Annotated in this window: 15 protein-coding genes; 8 read left to right on the top strand and 7 right to left on the bottom strand. The window is 73.2% G+C overall.

What is annotated here, in order from left to right:
* Positions 1–996, bottom strand: a 996-nt coding sequence (locus LG632_RS05880; protein WP_226725737.1) for a serine/threonine-protein kinase, incomplete at its 3' end; no start/stop codon positions are given.
* Positions 997–1,149: 153 nt separating this feature from the next.
* Here LG632_RS05880 and LG632_RS05885 point away from each other — a divergent pair.
* Positions 1,150–2,184 (top strand): alpha/beta hydrolase, encoded by a 1,035-nt coding sequence (locus LG632_RS05885; protein ID WP_226725738.1) that lies wholly within the window; start codon positions 1,150–1,152, stop codon positions 2,182–2,184.
* Positions 2,185–2,191: 7 nt separating this feature from the next.
* Here LG632_RS05885 and LG632_RS05890 read toward each other — a convergent pair whose 3' ends face one another.
* Positions 2,192–3,052: a menaquinone biosynthetic enzyme MqnA/MqnD family protein gene (locus LG632_RS05890; protein WP_226725739.1), complete on the bottom strand. Its 861-nt coding sequence runs from the start codon at positions 3,050–3,052 to the stop codon at positions 2,192–2,194.
* A 235-nt stretch (positions 3,053–3,287) separates the two neighbouring features.
* Between LG632_RS05890 and LG632_RS05895 the strand changes: the two genes are divergently transcribed.
* Entirely contained in the window at positions 3,288–3,491 is a 204-nt protein-coding gene (locus LG632_RS05895; protein ID WP_226725740.1) for a cold-shock protein, read from the top strand.
* A gap of 62 nt (positions 3,492–3,553) precedes the next feature.
* Here the strand turns inward: LG632_RS05895 and LG632_RS30150 are convergent, their stop codons facing one another.
* A complete protein-coding gene (locus LG632_RS30150; protein ID WP_308108010.1) occupies positions 3,554–5,296 on the bottom strand; it encodes a lytic murein transglycosylase in 1,743 nt (580 codons plus the stop codon).
* A gap of 200 nt (positions 5,297–5,496) precedes the next feature.
* Positions 5,497–5,775: a ricin-type beta-trefoil lectin domain protein gene (locus LG632_RS05905; RefSeq protein WP_226725741.1), complete on the bottom strand. Its 279-nt coding sequence runs from the start codon at positions 5,773–5,775 to the stop codon at positions 5,497–5,499.
* Between the two features lie 15 nt (positions 5,776–5,790).
* On the opposite strand from LG632_RS05905, the gene LG632_RS05910 reads away from it, so the two are divergent.
* Positions 5,791–6,450 carry a hypothetical protein gene (locus tag LG632_RS05910; protein ID WP_226725742.1) on the top strand — a complete coding sequence of 220 codons (660 nt, stop codon included), beginning with the start codon at positions 5,791–5,793 and terminating at the stop codon, positions 6,448–6,450.
* A gap of 500 nt (positions 6,451–6,950) precedes the next feature.
* Here the strand turns inward: LG632_RS05910 and LG632_RS05915 are convergent, their stop codons facing one another.
* Positions 6,951–8,708, bottom strand: a complete 1,758-nt coding sequence (locus tag LG632_RS05915; protein WP_226725743.1) for an AMP-dependent synthetase/ligase — start codon at positions 8,706–8,708, stop codon at positions 6,951–6,953.
* Positions 8,709–8,802: 94 nt separating this feature from the next.
* Between LG632_RS05915 and LG632_RS05920 the strand changes: the two genes are divergently transcribed.
* From LG632_RS05920 to LG632_RS05935, 4 genes are all read left to right on the top strand, one after another.
* Entirely contained in the window at positions 8,803–9,813 is a 1,011-nt protein-coding gene (locus tag LG632_RS05920; protein WP_226725744.1) for an AraC family transcriptional regulator, read from the top strand.
* 85 nt (positions 9,814–9,898) lie between these two features.
* Positions 9,899–10,309, top strand: a complete 411-nt coding sequence (locus tag LG632_RS05925; RefSeq protein ID WP_226725745.1) for a RidA family protein — start codon at positions 9,899–9,901, stop codon at positions 10,307–10,309.
* A 157-nt stretch (positions 10,310–10,466) separates the two neighbouring features.
* On the top strand, positions 10,467–11,132 hold the full coding sequence (locus tag LG632_RS05930; protein WP_226725746.1) for a maleylpyruvate isomerase N-terminal domain-containing protein: 666 nt from the start codon (positions 10,467–10,469) through the stop codon (positions 11,130–11,132).
* Positions 11,133–11,260: 128 nt separating this feature from the next.
* Positions 11,261–11,932 (top strand): alpha/beta fold hydrolase, encoded by a 672-nt coding sequence (locus LG632_RS05935; RefSeq protein WP_226725747.1) that lies wholly within the window; start codon positions 11,261–11,263, stop codon positions 11,930–11,932.
* Positions 11,933–12,050: 118 nt separating this feature from the next.
* On the opposite strand, the gene LG632_RS05940 is transcribed toward LG632_RS05935, so the two are convergent.
* The gene (locus LG632_RS05940; RefSeq protein ID WP_226725748.1) at positions 12,051–12,512 is read right to left on the bottom strand and encodes a hypothetical protein; all 462 of its coding nucleotides are present in this window, start codon (positions 12,510–12,512) and stop codon (positions 12,051–12,053) included.
* A gap of 202 nt (positions 12,513–12,714) precedes the next feature.
* On the opposite strand from LG632_RS05940, the gene LG632_RS05945 reads away from it, so the two are divergent.
* A complete protein-coding gene (locus tag LG632_RS05945) occupies positions 12,715–13,881 on the top strand; it encodes a lipase family protein (protein ID WP_226725749.1) in 1,167 nt (388 codons plus the stop codon).
* 90 nt (positions 13,882–13,971) lie between these two features.
* On the opposite strand, the gene LG632_RS05950 is transcribed toward LG632_RS05945, so the two are convergent.
* Entirely contained in the window at positions 13,972–15,876 is a 1,905-nt protein-coding gene (locus tag LG632_RS05950; RefSeq protein ID WP_226725750.1) for an AMP-dependent synthetase/ligase, read from the bottom strand.
* Positions 15,877–16,047 lie beyond the last annotated feature (171 nt).

Consider the following 16,047-nt stretch of genomic DNA (forward strand, 5'->3'; position numbering starts at 1 on the left):
GCCGTACGCGCCCGAGGTCGCGGTCGGGCTGTACGGGGACGCGGTCGGCACGGGACCGCCGGCCCCGCCCGGCACGGAGTCCTCCGCGTCCAGGTCCAGCAGCCGTACGGCCGCCCGCGAGGCCTCCTCCACCAGCGGGGCCGGGAGCCAGCCGGGCACGCCCAGGGCGGCGCCGAGCTCCGCCGCGACCGCCTCCGGCGTGGGCCGGTCCGCCGCGGCCTTGGCCAGGCAGGCCCCGACCAGCGGCACCAGCGCGGCCGGGACGTCCGTCAGGTCCGGCTCCTCGTGGACGACCTTGTACAGCAGCGTGGCCGAGTTGTCCCCCGAGAACGGCGGGCGGCCGGTCGCGGCGAAGGCCAGCACCGCGCCCAGGGAGAAGATGTCCGAGGCGCCGGTGACGCCCTTGCCGAGGATCTGCTCGGGCGACATGTAGCCGGGCGAGCCGATCGAGACCCCGGTGGAGGTCAGCGAGGCCGTGCCGTCCGTGGCCCGGGCGATGCCGAAGTCGATCAGCCGGGGGCCGCCCGCCTCGCCTCCGGCCCCGCCGGCCGTGCCGAGGGTGAGCAGCACGTTCGAGGGCTTGACGTCCCGGTGGACCAGCCCGAGCCCGTGCACGGCCACCAGCGCCCGCGCCAGGCCCGCGCCGATGGCCCGTACCGTCGGCTCGGGCAGCGGGCCGTGGGAGGCCACCGCGCGGTCCAGGGAGGGCCCGGCGACGTAGCCGGTGGCCACCCACGGCACCTCCGCGTCGGGGTCGGCGTCCAGGACCGGCGCGGTCCACTCGCCGCCCACCCGGCGGGCCGCCTCCACCTCCCGGCGGAAGCGGGTGCGAAATTCCGTGTCGGTCGCGAAGTGCGGGTGGACGATCTTGACCGCGACCGTCCGGCCGCCCGCGCTGCGGCCCAGGTAGACCCGGCCCATCCCGCCGGCACCGAGCCGGCCCAGCAACCGGTACGGCCCGATCGCGCGCGGCTCCCCGGCCTCCAGCGGCTGCATGGCTCCCCCTTCACGTCGACGGCCCGGTGGCTCCCCCGTCGGATGCACACCGGACGACGGTTGCGTGTCCGATACATGGCGGATGCACGACGACACGCACCCTAATGCCACCCCGCTGCGCGCCGCCGCTCCTTGCGTGACACGGTGATCCCCATGAGATCCACGACCGCTCCGGCGGCCTTGGCCGCCGCCCTGCTGACGGCCCTGATATCCACCCTGCTCACCGGCTGCTCCGGCAAGGGCGACAAGGTGAGCTACGACACCCCCGCGGCCCGCTCCCAGAGCGCCTCGCGCAAGCAGCCGACCGAGGCCGAGCGGCGCGCGCAGGAGCTGACGCAGCTGCCGACCGGGCCGCAGGCGCAGTGGGCGAAGGAGACGGACGTCGACGGTGGCACGACCATCAGTGTGACGACCCTCGTGGGCAGGAAGTCCGGTTTCACCGGTCAGGTGTGGGTGTGGGTGCCGCGGCAGTACTTCGAGCCGAAATACAGCATGAGCGGCTTCCCGGTGATGATCGCCCTGCCGGGCGGCAAGGGCTTCCCCAAGACGTACTGGACCCAGCCGGGGCTGGGGCTGCAGACCGGTATCCACAAGTGGTCGCAGGAGGGCACGAGCCAGCCGTTCATCGTGGTGATGCCGGTGCTGAACCCGAGCAAGGAGTACTACCAGGACGGCAGTGACATCCCCGAGCAGGCCAAGATGGGAACGTGGCTGTCGGAGGACGTGCCGCAGCTGGTCAAGGAGAATTTCCGCACCTTCAAGTCCCGTGACGGATGGGGGTGGATGGGCTCCTCGTCGGGTGGTTTCGCGGCGCTGAAGTTCGTCCTGCAGAAGCCCGAGCAATTCAAGGCCGTCATCGCCTCGGGTCCCGACACCCGGCCCGACTCCCCGCTCTGGAAGCACTACGAGAAGGAGAAGCAGGCGAACAATCCGGAGAAGCTCGCCGCGGCGCTGATCGAGAAGGGCGGGCCGGATGTGTACGTCGCCTTCCAGGTGGGCACGCTGGAGCCCGCGATAATGCCGAACATCAAGAATTTCATCAAGAATTACGGCCATGGCCCGATCAAGACCAACCTTCAGGTGATCAAGGACGGCCAGCACGACGCCAAGAGCTACATCCGGGGCATGGGCGAGGGCACCATGCAGTGGTACAGCCAGTGGTTCCAGGCGCCGATCGCCACGCCGTAGCCGCCGCTCAGGCCGTCGCCGCCGGGGCCAGCAGCCGGACGTCCACGTCGGCCGGGAATCCCGTCGTCGGACCGGTGCGCCGCGCGAACTCCCGTACGCCGGCCAGCTGGTCGGCCCCGAAGCGGAAGTCCAGCGTGGTGAAGTAACGCTCCAGCAGCTCGGCGTCGAAGGCCTCCCAGCGGGCCGCCTGCTCCGCCACCTTGGTGACCTCCTCCAGGGACAGGTCACGGGAGGCGAGGAAGGCCTCGTGCACCTGGCGGACGGTCTCCGGCTCGCGCTCGGCGTACTCCCGGCGGGCGGCCCAGACCGCGAAGACGAACGGCAGCCCGGTCCACTCCTTCCACATCGTCCCCAGGTCGTGGACCTCCAGCCCCAGCCGCGGGGCGTCGTGCAGGGACGCGCGCAGCGCCGCGTCACCGATCAGGACGGCCGCCTCCGCCTCCTGCATCATCAGCCCGAGGTCGGGCGGGCAGGAGAAGTAGTCGGGGTGCACGTCGTAGCGCTCGGCCAGCATCAGCTGGGCCAGCCGGACGGAGGTGCGGGAGGTGGAGCCGAGGGCGACCCGGGCGCCGTCGAGCTGCGCCAGGGGCACCTGGGAGACGATCACGCAGGACATGACGGGGCCGTCGCAGCCGACCGCGAGATCGGGGAAGGCCACGAGATCGTCGGCGTTCTTCAGGAACTCCACCAGAGTGATCGGCGCGATGTCGAGCTCCCCGGCCACCAGGGACGCGCTGAGCTTCTCGGGGCTGTCCTTGGTCAGCTCCAGGTCCAGCAGAGTGCCGGTCCTGGCCAGGCCCCAGTAGAGCGGGAGACAGTTCAGGAACTGAATGTGGCCGACCCGGGGCCGGCTGCGATTGGCGTCCACGTGGTGAGACTAGACCCCGGCCCGCGTCAGCATCCGGGCGGGTCTCAAACGTCCGGGTGACGTGATCTTTCCCTCTGGTCTCCCAACGACCCCGCGTGCTACGCTCGAAGCAAGTTGCAGTTTGGTTTCCCTTGCAGTACGGAGCCTGCGGAGCTTGTGACCGCGGGCTTTTGTAGTTTTCAGACTTCTTAGCAGGTTCTGGAGCAGGGCGACCCTTTGGCCCATAGGAGGGCTCATGGCTACCGGAACCGTGAAGTGGTTCAACGCTGAAAAGGGCTTCGGCTTCATCGCCCAGGACGGCGGCGGCCCGGATGTCTTCGTCCACTACTCCGCGATCAACGCGTCTGGCTTCCGCTCCCTCGAGGAGAACCAGACCGTCACCTTCGACGTCACCCAGGGCCCGAAGGGCCCGCAGGCCGAGAACGTCGTTGTGGGTTGATCTTTTGATCTGAGCAAGACCCAAGGAGCCCCGCCGATCGGCGGGGCTCCTGCCTTTTGCGCTCAGGCCTTGCGGGACGGGGCCACGGAGGGCTTCGGGGACTCCTTCGGCTGGTCGGCCGGGGCCGGCGTCGGGGTCGGCGTGGGCGTCGGCGTAGGCGTCGGCGCGGGAGCCTTGGTGACCGTGAGGTCGAAGATCTTCTCCAGGCCGTCCGCGGTCCTCAGCCGCAGGTGGTACGTGCCCGGCTCCGCCGTGGCCGAGGTGAACAGCTCCGGCAGGGTGACCAGGCCGTTCCTGTCCGTGGCCGGCAGCTCCAGGCTGCGCACCTCCTTGCCGTCCTTGTCCTTGAAGAACGGCCCCGACCCGGCGACGACCCACTTGTCCGTCGCCCTGTCCTTCACGACGGTCTCGGCGGTCAGCACCGTGCCCGCGACCGGCTTGCCCTTGGCCAGGGCCTTCAGCTCGATCCCGGTGAAGCTGCTGCCCGCGACGGTCTCCAGGACCTTCTCACTCGTACGGGCGATCTCGTCGACGACCGGCACCGGCTTGGGCGCAACCGTTCCGGTGAACTTGACGGAGAACGAGCGGGCGCCGTACGTCGAGGCGCGCAGCGTGAAGCCGCCGCCCTTGGGCTCCGGGCCGGCCTTCAGCAGCGGGGCCGTGGCCACGCCCTGGGCGTCGGTCTTGACCACGTAGTCCTTCTTGCCGGCGTGGTCGCCGGTGAAGGAGGTGCCGCCGGTCGTGTCGTTCTCGATCACGAAGACCACGTCCTGGCCGGCGGCGGGCTTGCCGTCGCTCATGACCGCCTTGACGGTCGGCACCAGGTCGATGACCTCGCCGGCCTCCCCCTTCAGCTCGGTCGCGCCGACCGCCTTGAGCCCGTCCAGCGTGGGCGCCGGCGGCGTCGGCTTCGACGGCTCGGCCGGCTTGGTGGGCGGGGTCGTGGGCGTGGACGGCTTCGCCGGCGGGGTGTACGGAGGCGGCGTCCGCGGCGTCGGGATCGGGCCGGGCGGGGTGGTCGGGTAGTTCCCGGCGGGCGGGTTCGGCACCCCGGCAGCACCGTTCTGGTACTGCCGCATCCAGCCGAGCACGCTGTTCACGTACTCGCGGGAGTTGTTGTAGCTCAGGACCGCCCGGTCCAGCTGGGCGGCGTCCCCGAGGTTCCGGTCGCCCGCGCACAGGTAGAGGCCGGCGCCGAGCGCGGCGTCGTAGATGTTGTTGGGGTCGCGGCGGCCGTCGCCGTTGCCGTCGGCGCCCCAGGTGGCCCAGGTCGACGGGATGAACTGCATCGGGCCGACGGCACGGTCGTACTGGGTGTCGGCGTCCCACTCGCCCTTGTCGGTGTCGCGGATCTCCGCGAAGCCGTTGCCGTCCAGGCGCGGGCCGCGGATGGGCTTCTCGGTGTACCCGTCGGCCTTGAGGCCGTAACCGGAGGCGTGCACGGACTCGATCCGCCCGATGCCGGCGAGCAGCTGCCAGGGCAGGTGGCAGTTCGGCAGCGCGGCCGCCACCGACACCTCGGCGCGCTTGTACGCGTCCAGGGCGGTCGCGGGTATCCCGCTGGCCCCCTCCTGCGTACCGGTGCCGCCGTCGGCGACCGGCGGGTTCTGGACCAGGTCGGGCAGGTCGAGCCGCGCGTTGCCCCGGTCGTTGGCCTGCGGGCTGTCGGGCGTCGGCTCGGCCTCACCGGCGTCGGCGGTGGGCGAGGTGGTGACGACGGCCGCCGTGGTCAGGCTGGCCGCGAGCGCGGCGGTGCAGAGCACCTTGCGTGACGTCGAGACGAGGTGGCGGTGAAGAGGCTTCACAGTGCGGCGATCCCCCCATGGCGAGCCGTGAATATCCACTGTCTATCAGGTATTCAACGCCGACTCGCCGCGCACCCTCCCCATAATGGCGAACCATTTGTCTCGCCTTCACCGAACCTCCCCCGAGGGCCGGCCACCACGACGGGCGGCCGGCCCGGATCGCCCTCGTTCAGGGGGAGTTGTCCGAACGGGGACCGCCGCTACACGGTGGTTCCCATCGGGGTGGTCAGCCCGGGCGACAGCCAACGCTGCGCCTTGCTGCCGTTGCAGTCCCAGATCTGCAGCTGGTTGCCGTTGTCCGTCCGCCCGCCCGGCACGTCCAGGCACTTGCGGCTGACCGGGTTGTAGAAGCCCGAGGTGGCGGTGGGCAGCCACGTCTGGTTCCAGGCGCCGGGGGCGCAGCCCCACGGGATCTCTCTCTGCTCAAGGGCGAGGACATGGCCAAGAAGCTGAAGGGGTCGGTCATCGGTTACTGCCACTGCTGAGGAACGGACATGAATGCCTTTCGAAAGGTCCTGTACGCGGACGTGGCCGTCCTGGGCGGCCTCGGAGCAGCCGTGGAGGGGGTGGCGCGGGAGCGCGGATGTGACATCGGCACCGTGTTTCCGGCATCCGACGCGGTGAGGATCGAGACGACACGCGGTGTCGTCTCGATCGAGCCGGAGGCCGACCAGCACCGGTTCCGGCTGAGCGTCCACATCCCCGGTTTCACCTGGGTGATCGGGTCCACGGACGATCTGGGATCGGCCGTGGAGGCGGTCGCCGCGTGGCGCGGAGGCCTGCCGCTCGAGGAGTTCCGGGCAACGTTCGAGTTCATCGAGCTCGATGAGTTCGTCAGGGCACTCGACAACGGCGAGCCGACCGCGACGCAGTGGGCCGACCTGCTGTCCTCCGAGTTCTACGAGGAACAAAGGGGTCTCCTGCGTCGCGTCCACGCGGACGAGGGACTGCGGGAACTCTTCCCCACCGTCTCCCACGGCGGCGTCCGCCTCCGCGTGGATCCGCTGGACGGCGCGAGCCGTCAGGTCCTGGTGACGGAGCTGGGCGCGGAGCAGTACCGGGTCGTCCGCGTCGGCGTGCCGGAGGCCGCGTGGGGCGACGTGTCGGCCGATGAGCTGATCTCTCACCTGCGCAGCGTTTTTGAAAAGGCGTGATGCTGAGAGGCAGTTGAGGCGACACCCCGCCAGGCTCAGCCTGGTGGGGTGTCGCCGTCTGTGCCATGTCACTGAATTCGGTCAACCCCCTCACAGAGCGTCGCCGGACCGTCCTACGCCGATTCCTCCGGTACGGGCTGTACGGACGAGGGCGGATCAGCCGTGAACGACCTGTCACCACGCGAAGAACGGGCCTGAGCGCGTAAGGCAGCAGCATCGCCGGGAAGGCGGCACGGACGACGGAGACCGGGGACGTCGACTCGGTGATGAGCCGGTCCGCCTGGCCGGCGCCGTGCAGCAGGCACGCGTCGCCGGGGTCCGGCAGCGAGAAGCCGGCCAGGTGGCCCCACAGGAAGGCGGCCGCCGCCGTGCCCGCGCCGGCGAAGGCCGCGGTGAGGCAGGTCCGGGCGGTCAGGGCCGGCAGGGGTCGCCCTGGCGGATCGCGAAGATGATCACAGTGGCTCGGGACACCGCAGGGCGCCCCGCGGTCCCTGGGGCGGTCACCCGTACAGCGCCTCGATCTCCCGCGCGTACCGCTCCGCCACCGCCCGGCGGCGGACCTTGAGGGTCGGGGTCAGGGTTCCCTCCGCGATCGACAGGTCCTCCGGCAGGATGTGGAAGGCGCGGATCCGGGCGGGGCGGGACACCGTGGCGTTGGCCGCCTCGACGGCCTGCGCCACCAGGGCGCGGACCGCCGGGTGGGCGTACGGCGCCTCGCCGAGGGTGCGGCCCTCGCGGGCCGCCCAGGCCGCGATCTCCTCCGCGTCGAGGGTGATCAGCGCGACCGGGTGGGGGCGCCGGTCGCCGATCATCACGGCGCGGGAGACGTAGCGGGAGCGCTGGATCGCGAACTCCACCTCGGTCGGTGAGAGGTTCTTGCCGGCCGAGGTGATCACGATCTCCTTCTTGCGGCCGGTGATGCGCAGGTAGCCGTCCTCGTCCAGGGCGCCCAGGTCCCCGGTGTGCAGCCAGCCGTCCGCGTCCAGGACCTCCGCGGTCGCCTCCGGGTTGTTGTGGTAGCCGGGGAAGACCATCGGGCCGCGCACCAGGATCTCGCCGTCCTCGGCGATGCGGACCTCGCAGCCGTCGATCGGGCGGCCGACGGTGCCGGGCCGGGCGGCGCCGGTGTGGTTGGCGGAGACGACCCCGGCCGTCTCGGTCATCCCGTAGCCCTCGTGGACGACCAGGCCGCAGGCCCGCAGGAAGTCCAGGACGGCCGGGTCGATCGGGGCGGCGCCGGTCAGCGCCCAGCGCAGCCGGCCGCCCAGCGCGGCCCGTACGGGTGCGAACAGGGCCGCCTCGGCGGCCTCGTGGGCCGCCTTGAGCTCCGCCGGCAGGCGTCCTTCGGCCGCCAGTACGCCGATCCGGACGGCCTCGTCGAAGCGCGTGCGCCCGCCCTCCTGGGACTCCGCGAGGGCGAGCACGGTGGCGTGCACCTTCTCGAACAGGCGTGGTACGGACGGCAGATGGGTGGGACGGGCCTCGGCGAGTTCGGTGACCACGTCCTCGATCCGGCCGCCGAAGTAGCACAGCTCCGCGCCGCTCAGGAACGCTGTGAACTGGATGAGCTGGGCGAGTACGTGGGCCAGCGGGAGGTAGAGGTACGTGGAGTCGCCGGGGCCGGCCGGGACCAGCGGGAGCAGGGCGTCCTGGACCGCGCCGAAGTTGGCGTGGGTGAGGCGGCAGCCCTTGGGCGGGCCGGTGGTGCCCGAGGTGTAGATGATGGCGGCGTCGGCGGTGGCGGGGACGGCGGCGGCCCGGGCGAGGAGCTCGTCCGGAGCGCCTGCGCCCTGCCGGGTCAGGTCGTCCATCAGGACGGTCTCCCGCAGCTTCGGCAGGCGGTCGCGGACCGCCGCGACCCGCGCCGCCTGGGCGGGGTCGTCGCAGACGACCACGACCGCCTCGGAGTCGGAGAGCACCCAGGCGAGCTCCTCCTCCCCCGCGCTGGGGTAGACCGGCACCAGGACGGCGCCGGCCGCGAGCACGGCGAAGTAGGTGTACGTCCACTGCGGGCGGGTCTCGGCGAGCACCGCGACCCGTTCGCCGGGGGCCACGCGCAGGTCCAGCAGGGCCCGGCCGGTGCGGCGGACGCGGTCGCGCAGGTCGGCGTAGGAGCCCGTGCGCCAGGTCCCGTCCGCGGCGCGGTGGCGCAGGGCGGTGACCTCGGGTCCGTGCCGTTCGTAGGTCCACTCGGTGAGGACGGCGAGGGTCGCCGGTCGGTCCTGCGGTCGGGTGGATGGCGCGGCGGCAGCAGTCATGGACCGACGCTAGGCAGCCAGATGGCGTCATGAGCATGACCAGAAGCGTCACCCCCGCTGACCGCAGCGCTCAGGGCGGCTACCGTCGTTGCGCATGGGGAGGCGGACGATCTCCGTGCACCACGTGCGGGCCCTGCTCGCGGGTGTGCGGCGGGACGGGGTCGATGTCGTGCCCTTGCTGCAGGCGGCGCAGATCCCGCCGCTGCTGCTGGGCGACGGCCGGGCGCGGGTGACCGAGGCGCAGTTCACCCGGCTGTTCCGGGCGCTGTACCGCAGCACGCAGGACGAGTTCCTGGGGCTGGGGACGACGCCGAGCCGGCCGGGGACGTTCGCGATGATGTGCTACGCCGCGCTGGGCTGTCCGGACCTCGGCGCGGCCATCGAACGCGGGACGGCGTTCTACCGGCTGTTCCCCGGCGGCCCCGACCTGGGGCTCGACGTGCGGGCCGGCCAGGCGTGGTTCACGGTGCGCAGCGCGCCCGCCGGGGACGAGGAGCGGTTCCTGTCGGAGTGCCTGCTGTGCATCTGGCACCGGCTGTGCAGCTGGCTGATCGGGCGGCGGATCCCGCTGGCCGGGGCGGGGTTCGCCTATCCCCCGCCGCCGCACCGGCAGGAGTACGAGGCGCTGTTCGGCTGCCCGGTGCGGTTCGGCGAGCCGCGGACCGGGGCGGTCTTCGACGCGCGCTGGCTGGCGGCGCCGCTGGTGCGGGACGAGGCGGGGCTGGAGGAGATGCTGCGGCGGGCGCCGTTCGACCTGCTGGGGCGGCCGGAGTACGGCACCACGGTCGCGGAGCAGGTGCGGCGGGCGCTGGCGCGGCAGTTGCGGTCCTCGCCGCGGCTGCCGGCCCTCGGGGAGGTGGCGGGCCGGCTGGCGGTGTCGCCGGCGACGCTGCGGCGGCGGCTCCAGGAGGAGGGGACGTCGTTCCAGCGGCTGAAGGACCAGGTGCGGCGGGACGCGGCGATCGCCGGGCTGGTGGAGGGCAACGAGCCGATCGCGGACCTGGCGGCCCGGCTGGGCTTCTCGGAGGACACCGCCTTCCACCGGGCCTTCCGGCGGTGGACGGGGACCACACCGGGGGCGTACCGGATCGCCTCGGGCGGGTGAGGGGAGCCAGGAAAATGCGTCGAACGCGGAAGCGGTCCTCTGAGAAGGTCCTCAGTGCCCCGGAACCGCTGCGAAAGGGAAGACCGTGCCGCGTGCCGTCACATTGATCCGCTCCGCCTCCCTGTCCGATGTCGCGGAGTACGCCTACGCGGCCACGGCGCCGGCCGAGTCGCGACTGATCTTCCTGGCCGGAGCGTGTCCTTTGGAGGAGGACGGCTCCACCGCGGCCCTCGGGGACTTCGCGGGGCAGGCGGCCAGGGCCGTGGAGAACATGCGGACCGCTCTGGCGGACTCCGGCGCGTCGCTGCACGACGTCATCAGCACCCGTGTCCTCGTCGCCTCTCACCGGCGGGAGGACCTGGTGACGGCCTGGCAGGTCGTCCGGGACGCCTTCGGTGACCACGACGTGCCGAGCACGTTGATGGGAGTCACCGTGCTCGGCTACGACGGCCAGCTCGTGGAGATCGAAGCGGTCGCCGCCGTGCTCGACGCCTGAACCCCGGGTGACGGTCGCGGGCCCGGGGCGGGCGACCCACCTGCCCGGGGCGGCGACCCACCTGCCCGGGGTGGCGACCCACCTGCCCGGGGCGGCGACCCACCTGCCCGGGCCGGGCGACCTACCTGATCGAGGACCGACGGCCTACCCTGGCGCCGTGGACCTGTTCACGCGGTCGTGGGACGCGCTGCGGGCGGCGGTGGCCGCCCTGGCGGACGAGGACTTCGGGCGGCCGTCGGGCTGCGCCGGGTGGCTGGTGCGGGACCTGGTGTGCCATCTCGTCATCGACGCCCAGGACGTGCTGATCACCCTGGTGACCCCGGCCGGGGCGGCGGAACCGGTGACGCACGACGCGGTGACGTACTGGCGGGTCGGCGACACCCCGCCGACCGGTGACGACCCGCTGGACGCGCTGGTCGTGCGGCTGGCGGCGGCGTACCAGGAGCCGGAGCTGCTGAAGTTCCACCTGGACGACGTCGGTGCGGCGGCCGGGCGGGCGGCCGCGCTGGCCGATCCGGAGCTGCGGGTGCGGACCCAGGACATGGTGCTGACGGCCGGCGACTACCTGTCCGCGTACGTGCTGGAGTGGACGCTGCACCACCTGGACCTCGTGGCGCACGTGCCGGGGGCGGCGGGGCCGCCGCCGGAGGGACTCGCCCGCACCCGGGCCATGGTGGAGGCCCTCGCCGGGGCGGCCTTCCCGGCGTCCTTCTCCGACGTCGACGTGCTGCTCGTGGCGACCGGGCGGCGGGCCCCGACCGCGGCGGAACGGGCCGCGCTGGGGCCGGAGCTGGGCACCCGGCTGCCGCTCGTACTGGGCTGAGCCGGTCGTCGGCCGGGCCGGGCGCCACCTCCGGCCGGGCCCGGCGCCCACCCCCTGCCGCCCACCCCCCGACCGGGCGGGGCGAAAACCTGTGGCCCGGCCCGCCGTTCGTGGTTACGGTCGCCGCGATGACTCTCTCTCACGACGTGACCGGCAGCGGCCCGGCACTCCTGCTGCTGCACGCGGCCGTCTGCGACCGGCGGATGTGGGAGCCGCAGTGGCGGGCGCTGGCCCGCGCCGGGTTCCGCGTGGTGCGGCCCGACTTCCGCGGGTACGGGCGGACACCGGCGGCGACCGGACCGTACGGCGACGCCGAGGACGTCGTGGAGCTGCTGGACGCCCTGGGCGTGGCCCGCGCCGCCGTCGTCGGCTCCTCCTACGGCGGCCAGGTCGCGCTGGAGCTGGCCGCCAGGTGGCCGGAGCGCGTGGAGTCGCTCGCCCTGCTGTGCAGCGGGGCCCAGGGCCGCGACGCCGGGGCGGACGCGGTCGCCTGGCTCGGCCCGGAGGCGTCCGAGGTGGTGCGCGCGCTGGTGCGCGAGATGCAGCTCGCCGCCACGGGCGGCGGACGGCCCACCGGGAGCGGTGCGGACCCGGCCGGGGTCGCGGCACGGACGCTGATCGTGTCCGGGGCCCACGACCTCGGTCATTTCCGGTCGGTCGCCGCCATGCTGGCCGGGCGGATCGCGGGAGCCCGCCACGTGGAGCTGCCCTGGGCCGGGCACCTGCCCAACCTGGAACGGCCCGCCGAGGTCACCGAATTGCTGCTCGACTTCCTGCGGGTGCCGGCCGCCTGCGGCTGAGCGCTCCTGCGGGTGCCGGCCGCCTGCGGCTGAGCGCTCCTGCGGCCGAGCGCTCCTGCGGGTACCCGCCGCTGCGGCCGAGCGCGGCGGTGCCGCGGGCTGCTGGGGTGCGTCCCGCTCAGCGGCGGCCGGGCAGCAGGGCCACCACCACCGAGCCCAGCAGGCCCAGCAGTCCCGTGGCGGCCAGCGTCAGGGCGCCCAGGTGGACGAAGGTCAGCCAGCTCTCGGGTTCGCCGTAGGCGCGGTCGGCCAGGACGTGGGCCTCGCCCTTGAGGGTCAGAGAGCCGGACGAGCGCTCGATCTGGTCGGCGTAGGCATACAGCGCGCCCTGGTGGGTCTCGCCGTCCACCGTCCACGTCGTGCGCTCGCACACCACCGTGCCGCGGCCGCCCGAGACCGTCTCCGTGCCGCAGCGGGCGGGCAGTTGGAGCCGGGCCGGCGAGCCGAAGGCGTAGGCCGCGCCCCAGCCGGAGGGTTGCTGGGAGGCGCTGCCGACGACGAAGAACACCCCGGCCGCGACGGCCACGAGGAGCAGGCACAACGTGGCGCGGTTCTTCAGGCTTTCCCAGCGTGCGGACACGGGCGCTCCCGTTGGGTGTGAACACGTCAACATCAACTCGGTGGCGCGTTTCTATCGCACAGAGTGATCACTCCACAAGGAGTGCGGCGCATGTGACTCACGGTCAGGAAAGCTGAGCGGTCCGGTCAGCGACGTTCCGACCGGTCGGTCACTACGGTCTCCTCACCCACCACCGCACGGAAACCGTTGGGAGAGCCGCCCCATGCGTATCCGCAGCACCGCCCTGACCGCCGTCGCCGCCACCCTCGCCACCGCCCTGGCCCTGGCCGCGGCCGGTCCTTCCCACGCCGCCGCCGAGGACGGCGCGGGCCCCCGGCCCGGCGACCTCGTCGCCGTCGCGCCCTCCGCCTTCCATCCGCTGCCCGGGCAGCCCACCGCCACCAAGGCCTGGAAGATCCACTACCGCTCGACCACCGCCGACGGCGCGCCCGACGTGGTCTCGGGCACCGTCATCGTCCCCCAGGACGGCCGGACGGGTCCGCGCCCGCTGATCACGTACGCCGTCGGAACCGTCGGGCTCGGCGACTCGTGCGCGCCGAGCGCCAACTTCCCCCGGGGCACGGGCCTGGAGGCCAATCTGATCCAGCAGCTCACCTGGCGCGGCTGGGCCGTCGTGGTCACCGACTACGAGGGGCTGGGCACGCCCGGCACCCACACGTACACCGTCGGGCCGTCCGCCGGGCACGCGATGCTCGACGCCGCCCGGGCCGCGCAGCGGCTGCCGGAGGCCGGACTGCCGGCGGACGGGCCGGTCGGCATCATGGGCTACTCGCAGGGCGGGCAGGCCGCCGGCTGGGCCGCCGAGCTGCAGGGGTCGTACGCGCCGGAGCTGAAGGTCAAGGGCACCGCCGCCGGCGGGGTGCCGGCCGACCTGCTGAAGGTGGCCGACTTCAACAACGGCTCCTACGGCTCGGGGCTGGTCTTCATGGCGGCCGCCGGGCAGGACGCGGCCTTCCCCGAGCTGAGGCTCGACGCCTACCTCAACGCACCCGGCAAGGCGCTGGTCGACTTCTTCCGGGAGAACTGCGTGGCCGTCGACGCCACCGTGGGCTCCTTCAAGCGGATCTCCGACCTCACCACCACCAACCCGCTGGACCGGCCCGAGTGGCAGGCCCGGCTGAACCAGTCGAAGCTGGGCCGGACCGCGCCGGCGGCGCCGGTGTACCAGTACCACGCGCTCGGCGACGAGCTGATCCCCTACGCGGTCGGACGCACCCTGCGCGAGGAGTGGTGCGCCCGGGGCGCGGCCGTGCAGTGGTCGACGATCCGGGTGGGCGAGCACGTCAGCGGAGTGATCACGGAGGCGTACGACGCCCAGAACTGGCTCGCCGACCGCTTCGCCGGACGCCCGGCCGGCGGCAACTGCTGAGCGACCGCGGACGCGCGCCGCGGTGCCGGAGCCCCGCCGGCAGGGCCCGCACCCCGCCGGCGGGGTTCCGGCACCGGCGCGCCCGCGGCCTCACTTGCGGTACAGGTCCTCGATCTCCCGCTCGTGGTCGCGGGCGATCGCGGCCCGGCGCAGCTTCAGCGACGGGGTGAGGTGGCCGCGGTCCTCGGTGAAGTCGTGGGCCAGGACCGTGAAACGGCGAATCGACTCGGCGCGCGAGACCAGCTGGTTGGCCTCGTCCACCGCGCGCTGGATCTCCCCGAGCAGCTCCTCGTCGCGGACCAGGTCCGCCATCGGCACGCCCTCCTTCCTGCGCATCCGCCGCCAGTGGGCGAGGCCGTCCGGCTCCAGCGTGATCAGGGCGGTGACGTAGGGGCGGTTGTCGCCGACGACCATGCACTGGCCGACCAGCGGGTGGGCGCGCAGCCAGTCCTCCAGGGGGGCCGGGGCCACGTTCTTGCCGCCGGAGGTGATGATCAGGTCCTTCTTGCGGCCGGTGATCGTCAGGTAGCCGTCGGCGTCGAGCTCGCCGAGGTCGCCCGTGGCGAACCACTGACCGGGCTGGACGGCGTACGGGGTGTTCCAGTAGCCGCCGAAGACGTGCCGGCCGCGCAGCAGCACCTCGCCGTCGTCGGCGATCCGGACCGCCGTGCCGGGCAGCGGCCACCCGACCGTGCCCAGGCGGGGCGCCAGCGGCGGGGTGACCGTGGTGGCGCCGGTGGTCTCGGTGAGGCCGTAGCCCTCGAAGACCTCCACGCCGGCACCGGTGTAGAAGGCGGCGAGGCGGCGGCCGAGCGGTGAGCCGCCGCTGATCACGTAGCGGACCCGGCCGCCGAGCGCCGCCCGGATCCGGCGGTAGACCAGCGGGTCGTACAGGGCGCGGGCCGCGCGCAGGCCGAGGCTCGGCAGCTTGCCGCCCGCGGACTCGCCGACGCTCCGCGCGATCCGGGCCGCCCGGTCGAAGGAGGAGGCGCGGCCCATCTTCTCGGCCGTGGCCCGGGCGGTGTTGTAGACCTTCTCCAGGACGTACGGGATGGCGAGCAGGAACGTCGGGCGGAACCCGGCCAGGTCCGCGAGGAGGTCCTCGCTCGCCAGGCTCGGCGCGTGGCCCAGGCGCACCCGGGCGCGCAGGCAGCCGACGGCGACCATCCGGCCGAAGATGTGCGACAGCGGCAGGAACAGCAGCGTGGCGGCGGGCTCCTCGCTGGCGGCACGGAAGACCGGGTGCAGCAGCTCGACGGCGTTGTCCACCTCGGCGAAGAAGTTGCCGTGGGTCAGCACGCAGCCCTTGGGCCGGCCAGTGGTGCCGGAGGTGTAGACGAGGGTGGCGATGGTGTCGGGCGAGCACAGGGCGCGCCGTTCGTGCACGAGCGCGTCGGGGATCCGCTCCCCGGCCTTGACCAGGCGGGCGACGGCGCCGGTGTCGAACTCCCACAAGTGGGTGAGCCCGGGCAGCGCGGCCCGTTCGCCGCTGATCAGGCGGGCCTGCGCGGTGTCCTCGACGGCGCAGGCGACGGCGCCGGAGTCGTGCAGGATCCAGCGGGCCTGCAGGGCGGAGGAGGTCGGGTAGACCGGGACGGTGACCAGGGCCGCCGCCCACGCGGCGAAGTCCAGCAGGGTCCACTCGTACGTCGTCCGGGCCATGATGGCCAGCCGGTCACCGGGCCGCATGCCCTCGGCGATCAGCCCCTTGGCCACGGCGAGCACCTCGGCGGCGAACTCGGCGGCGGTGACGTCCCGCCAGCTGCCGTCGCGCTGCTTGCGGCCGAGGACGACGGCGTCGGGCGCCTCGCGGGCGTTGTCGAACGGGATGTCACCGAGGGCCCCGCGCACCGGAACCGGCACCAGCGCGGGTACCTCGGCCTCGCGGACGACGCCGTCGACGACGGTGGTGCGGGGCGGGACCGGGCGGGGGGCGCCGCCGGCGGGCGGGACGGCGGCCGGCGGGGCGGCGGGCGAGGTACGGGCGGCTTCCATGGGCGGCTCCTCGGCTCTCGTCCTTGTTACCGCCGGTAATTTAGAGCGGGCCCGACGCCCTGAACACCCCCCTGCACAGCCCCTGCACACCGCCCGTGCACGGTCCGCACGGAACCGCACAGCTCTGACCTGCGTGAACATCCTTGGCAGGGGATGCAGGAACGGGAAGGC

Source organism: Streptomyces antimicrobicus, assembly GCF_020532625.1.
Taxonomy (GTDB): Bacteria; Actinomycetota; Actinomycetes; order Streptomycetales; family Streptomycetaceae; genus Streptomyces; species Streptomyces antimicrobicus.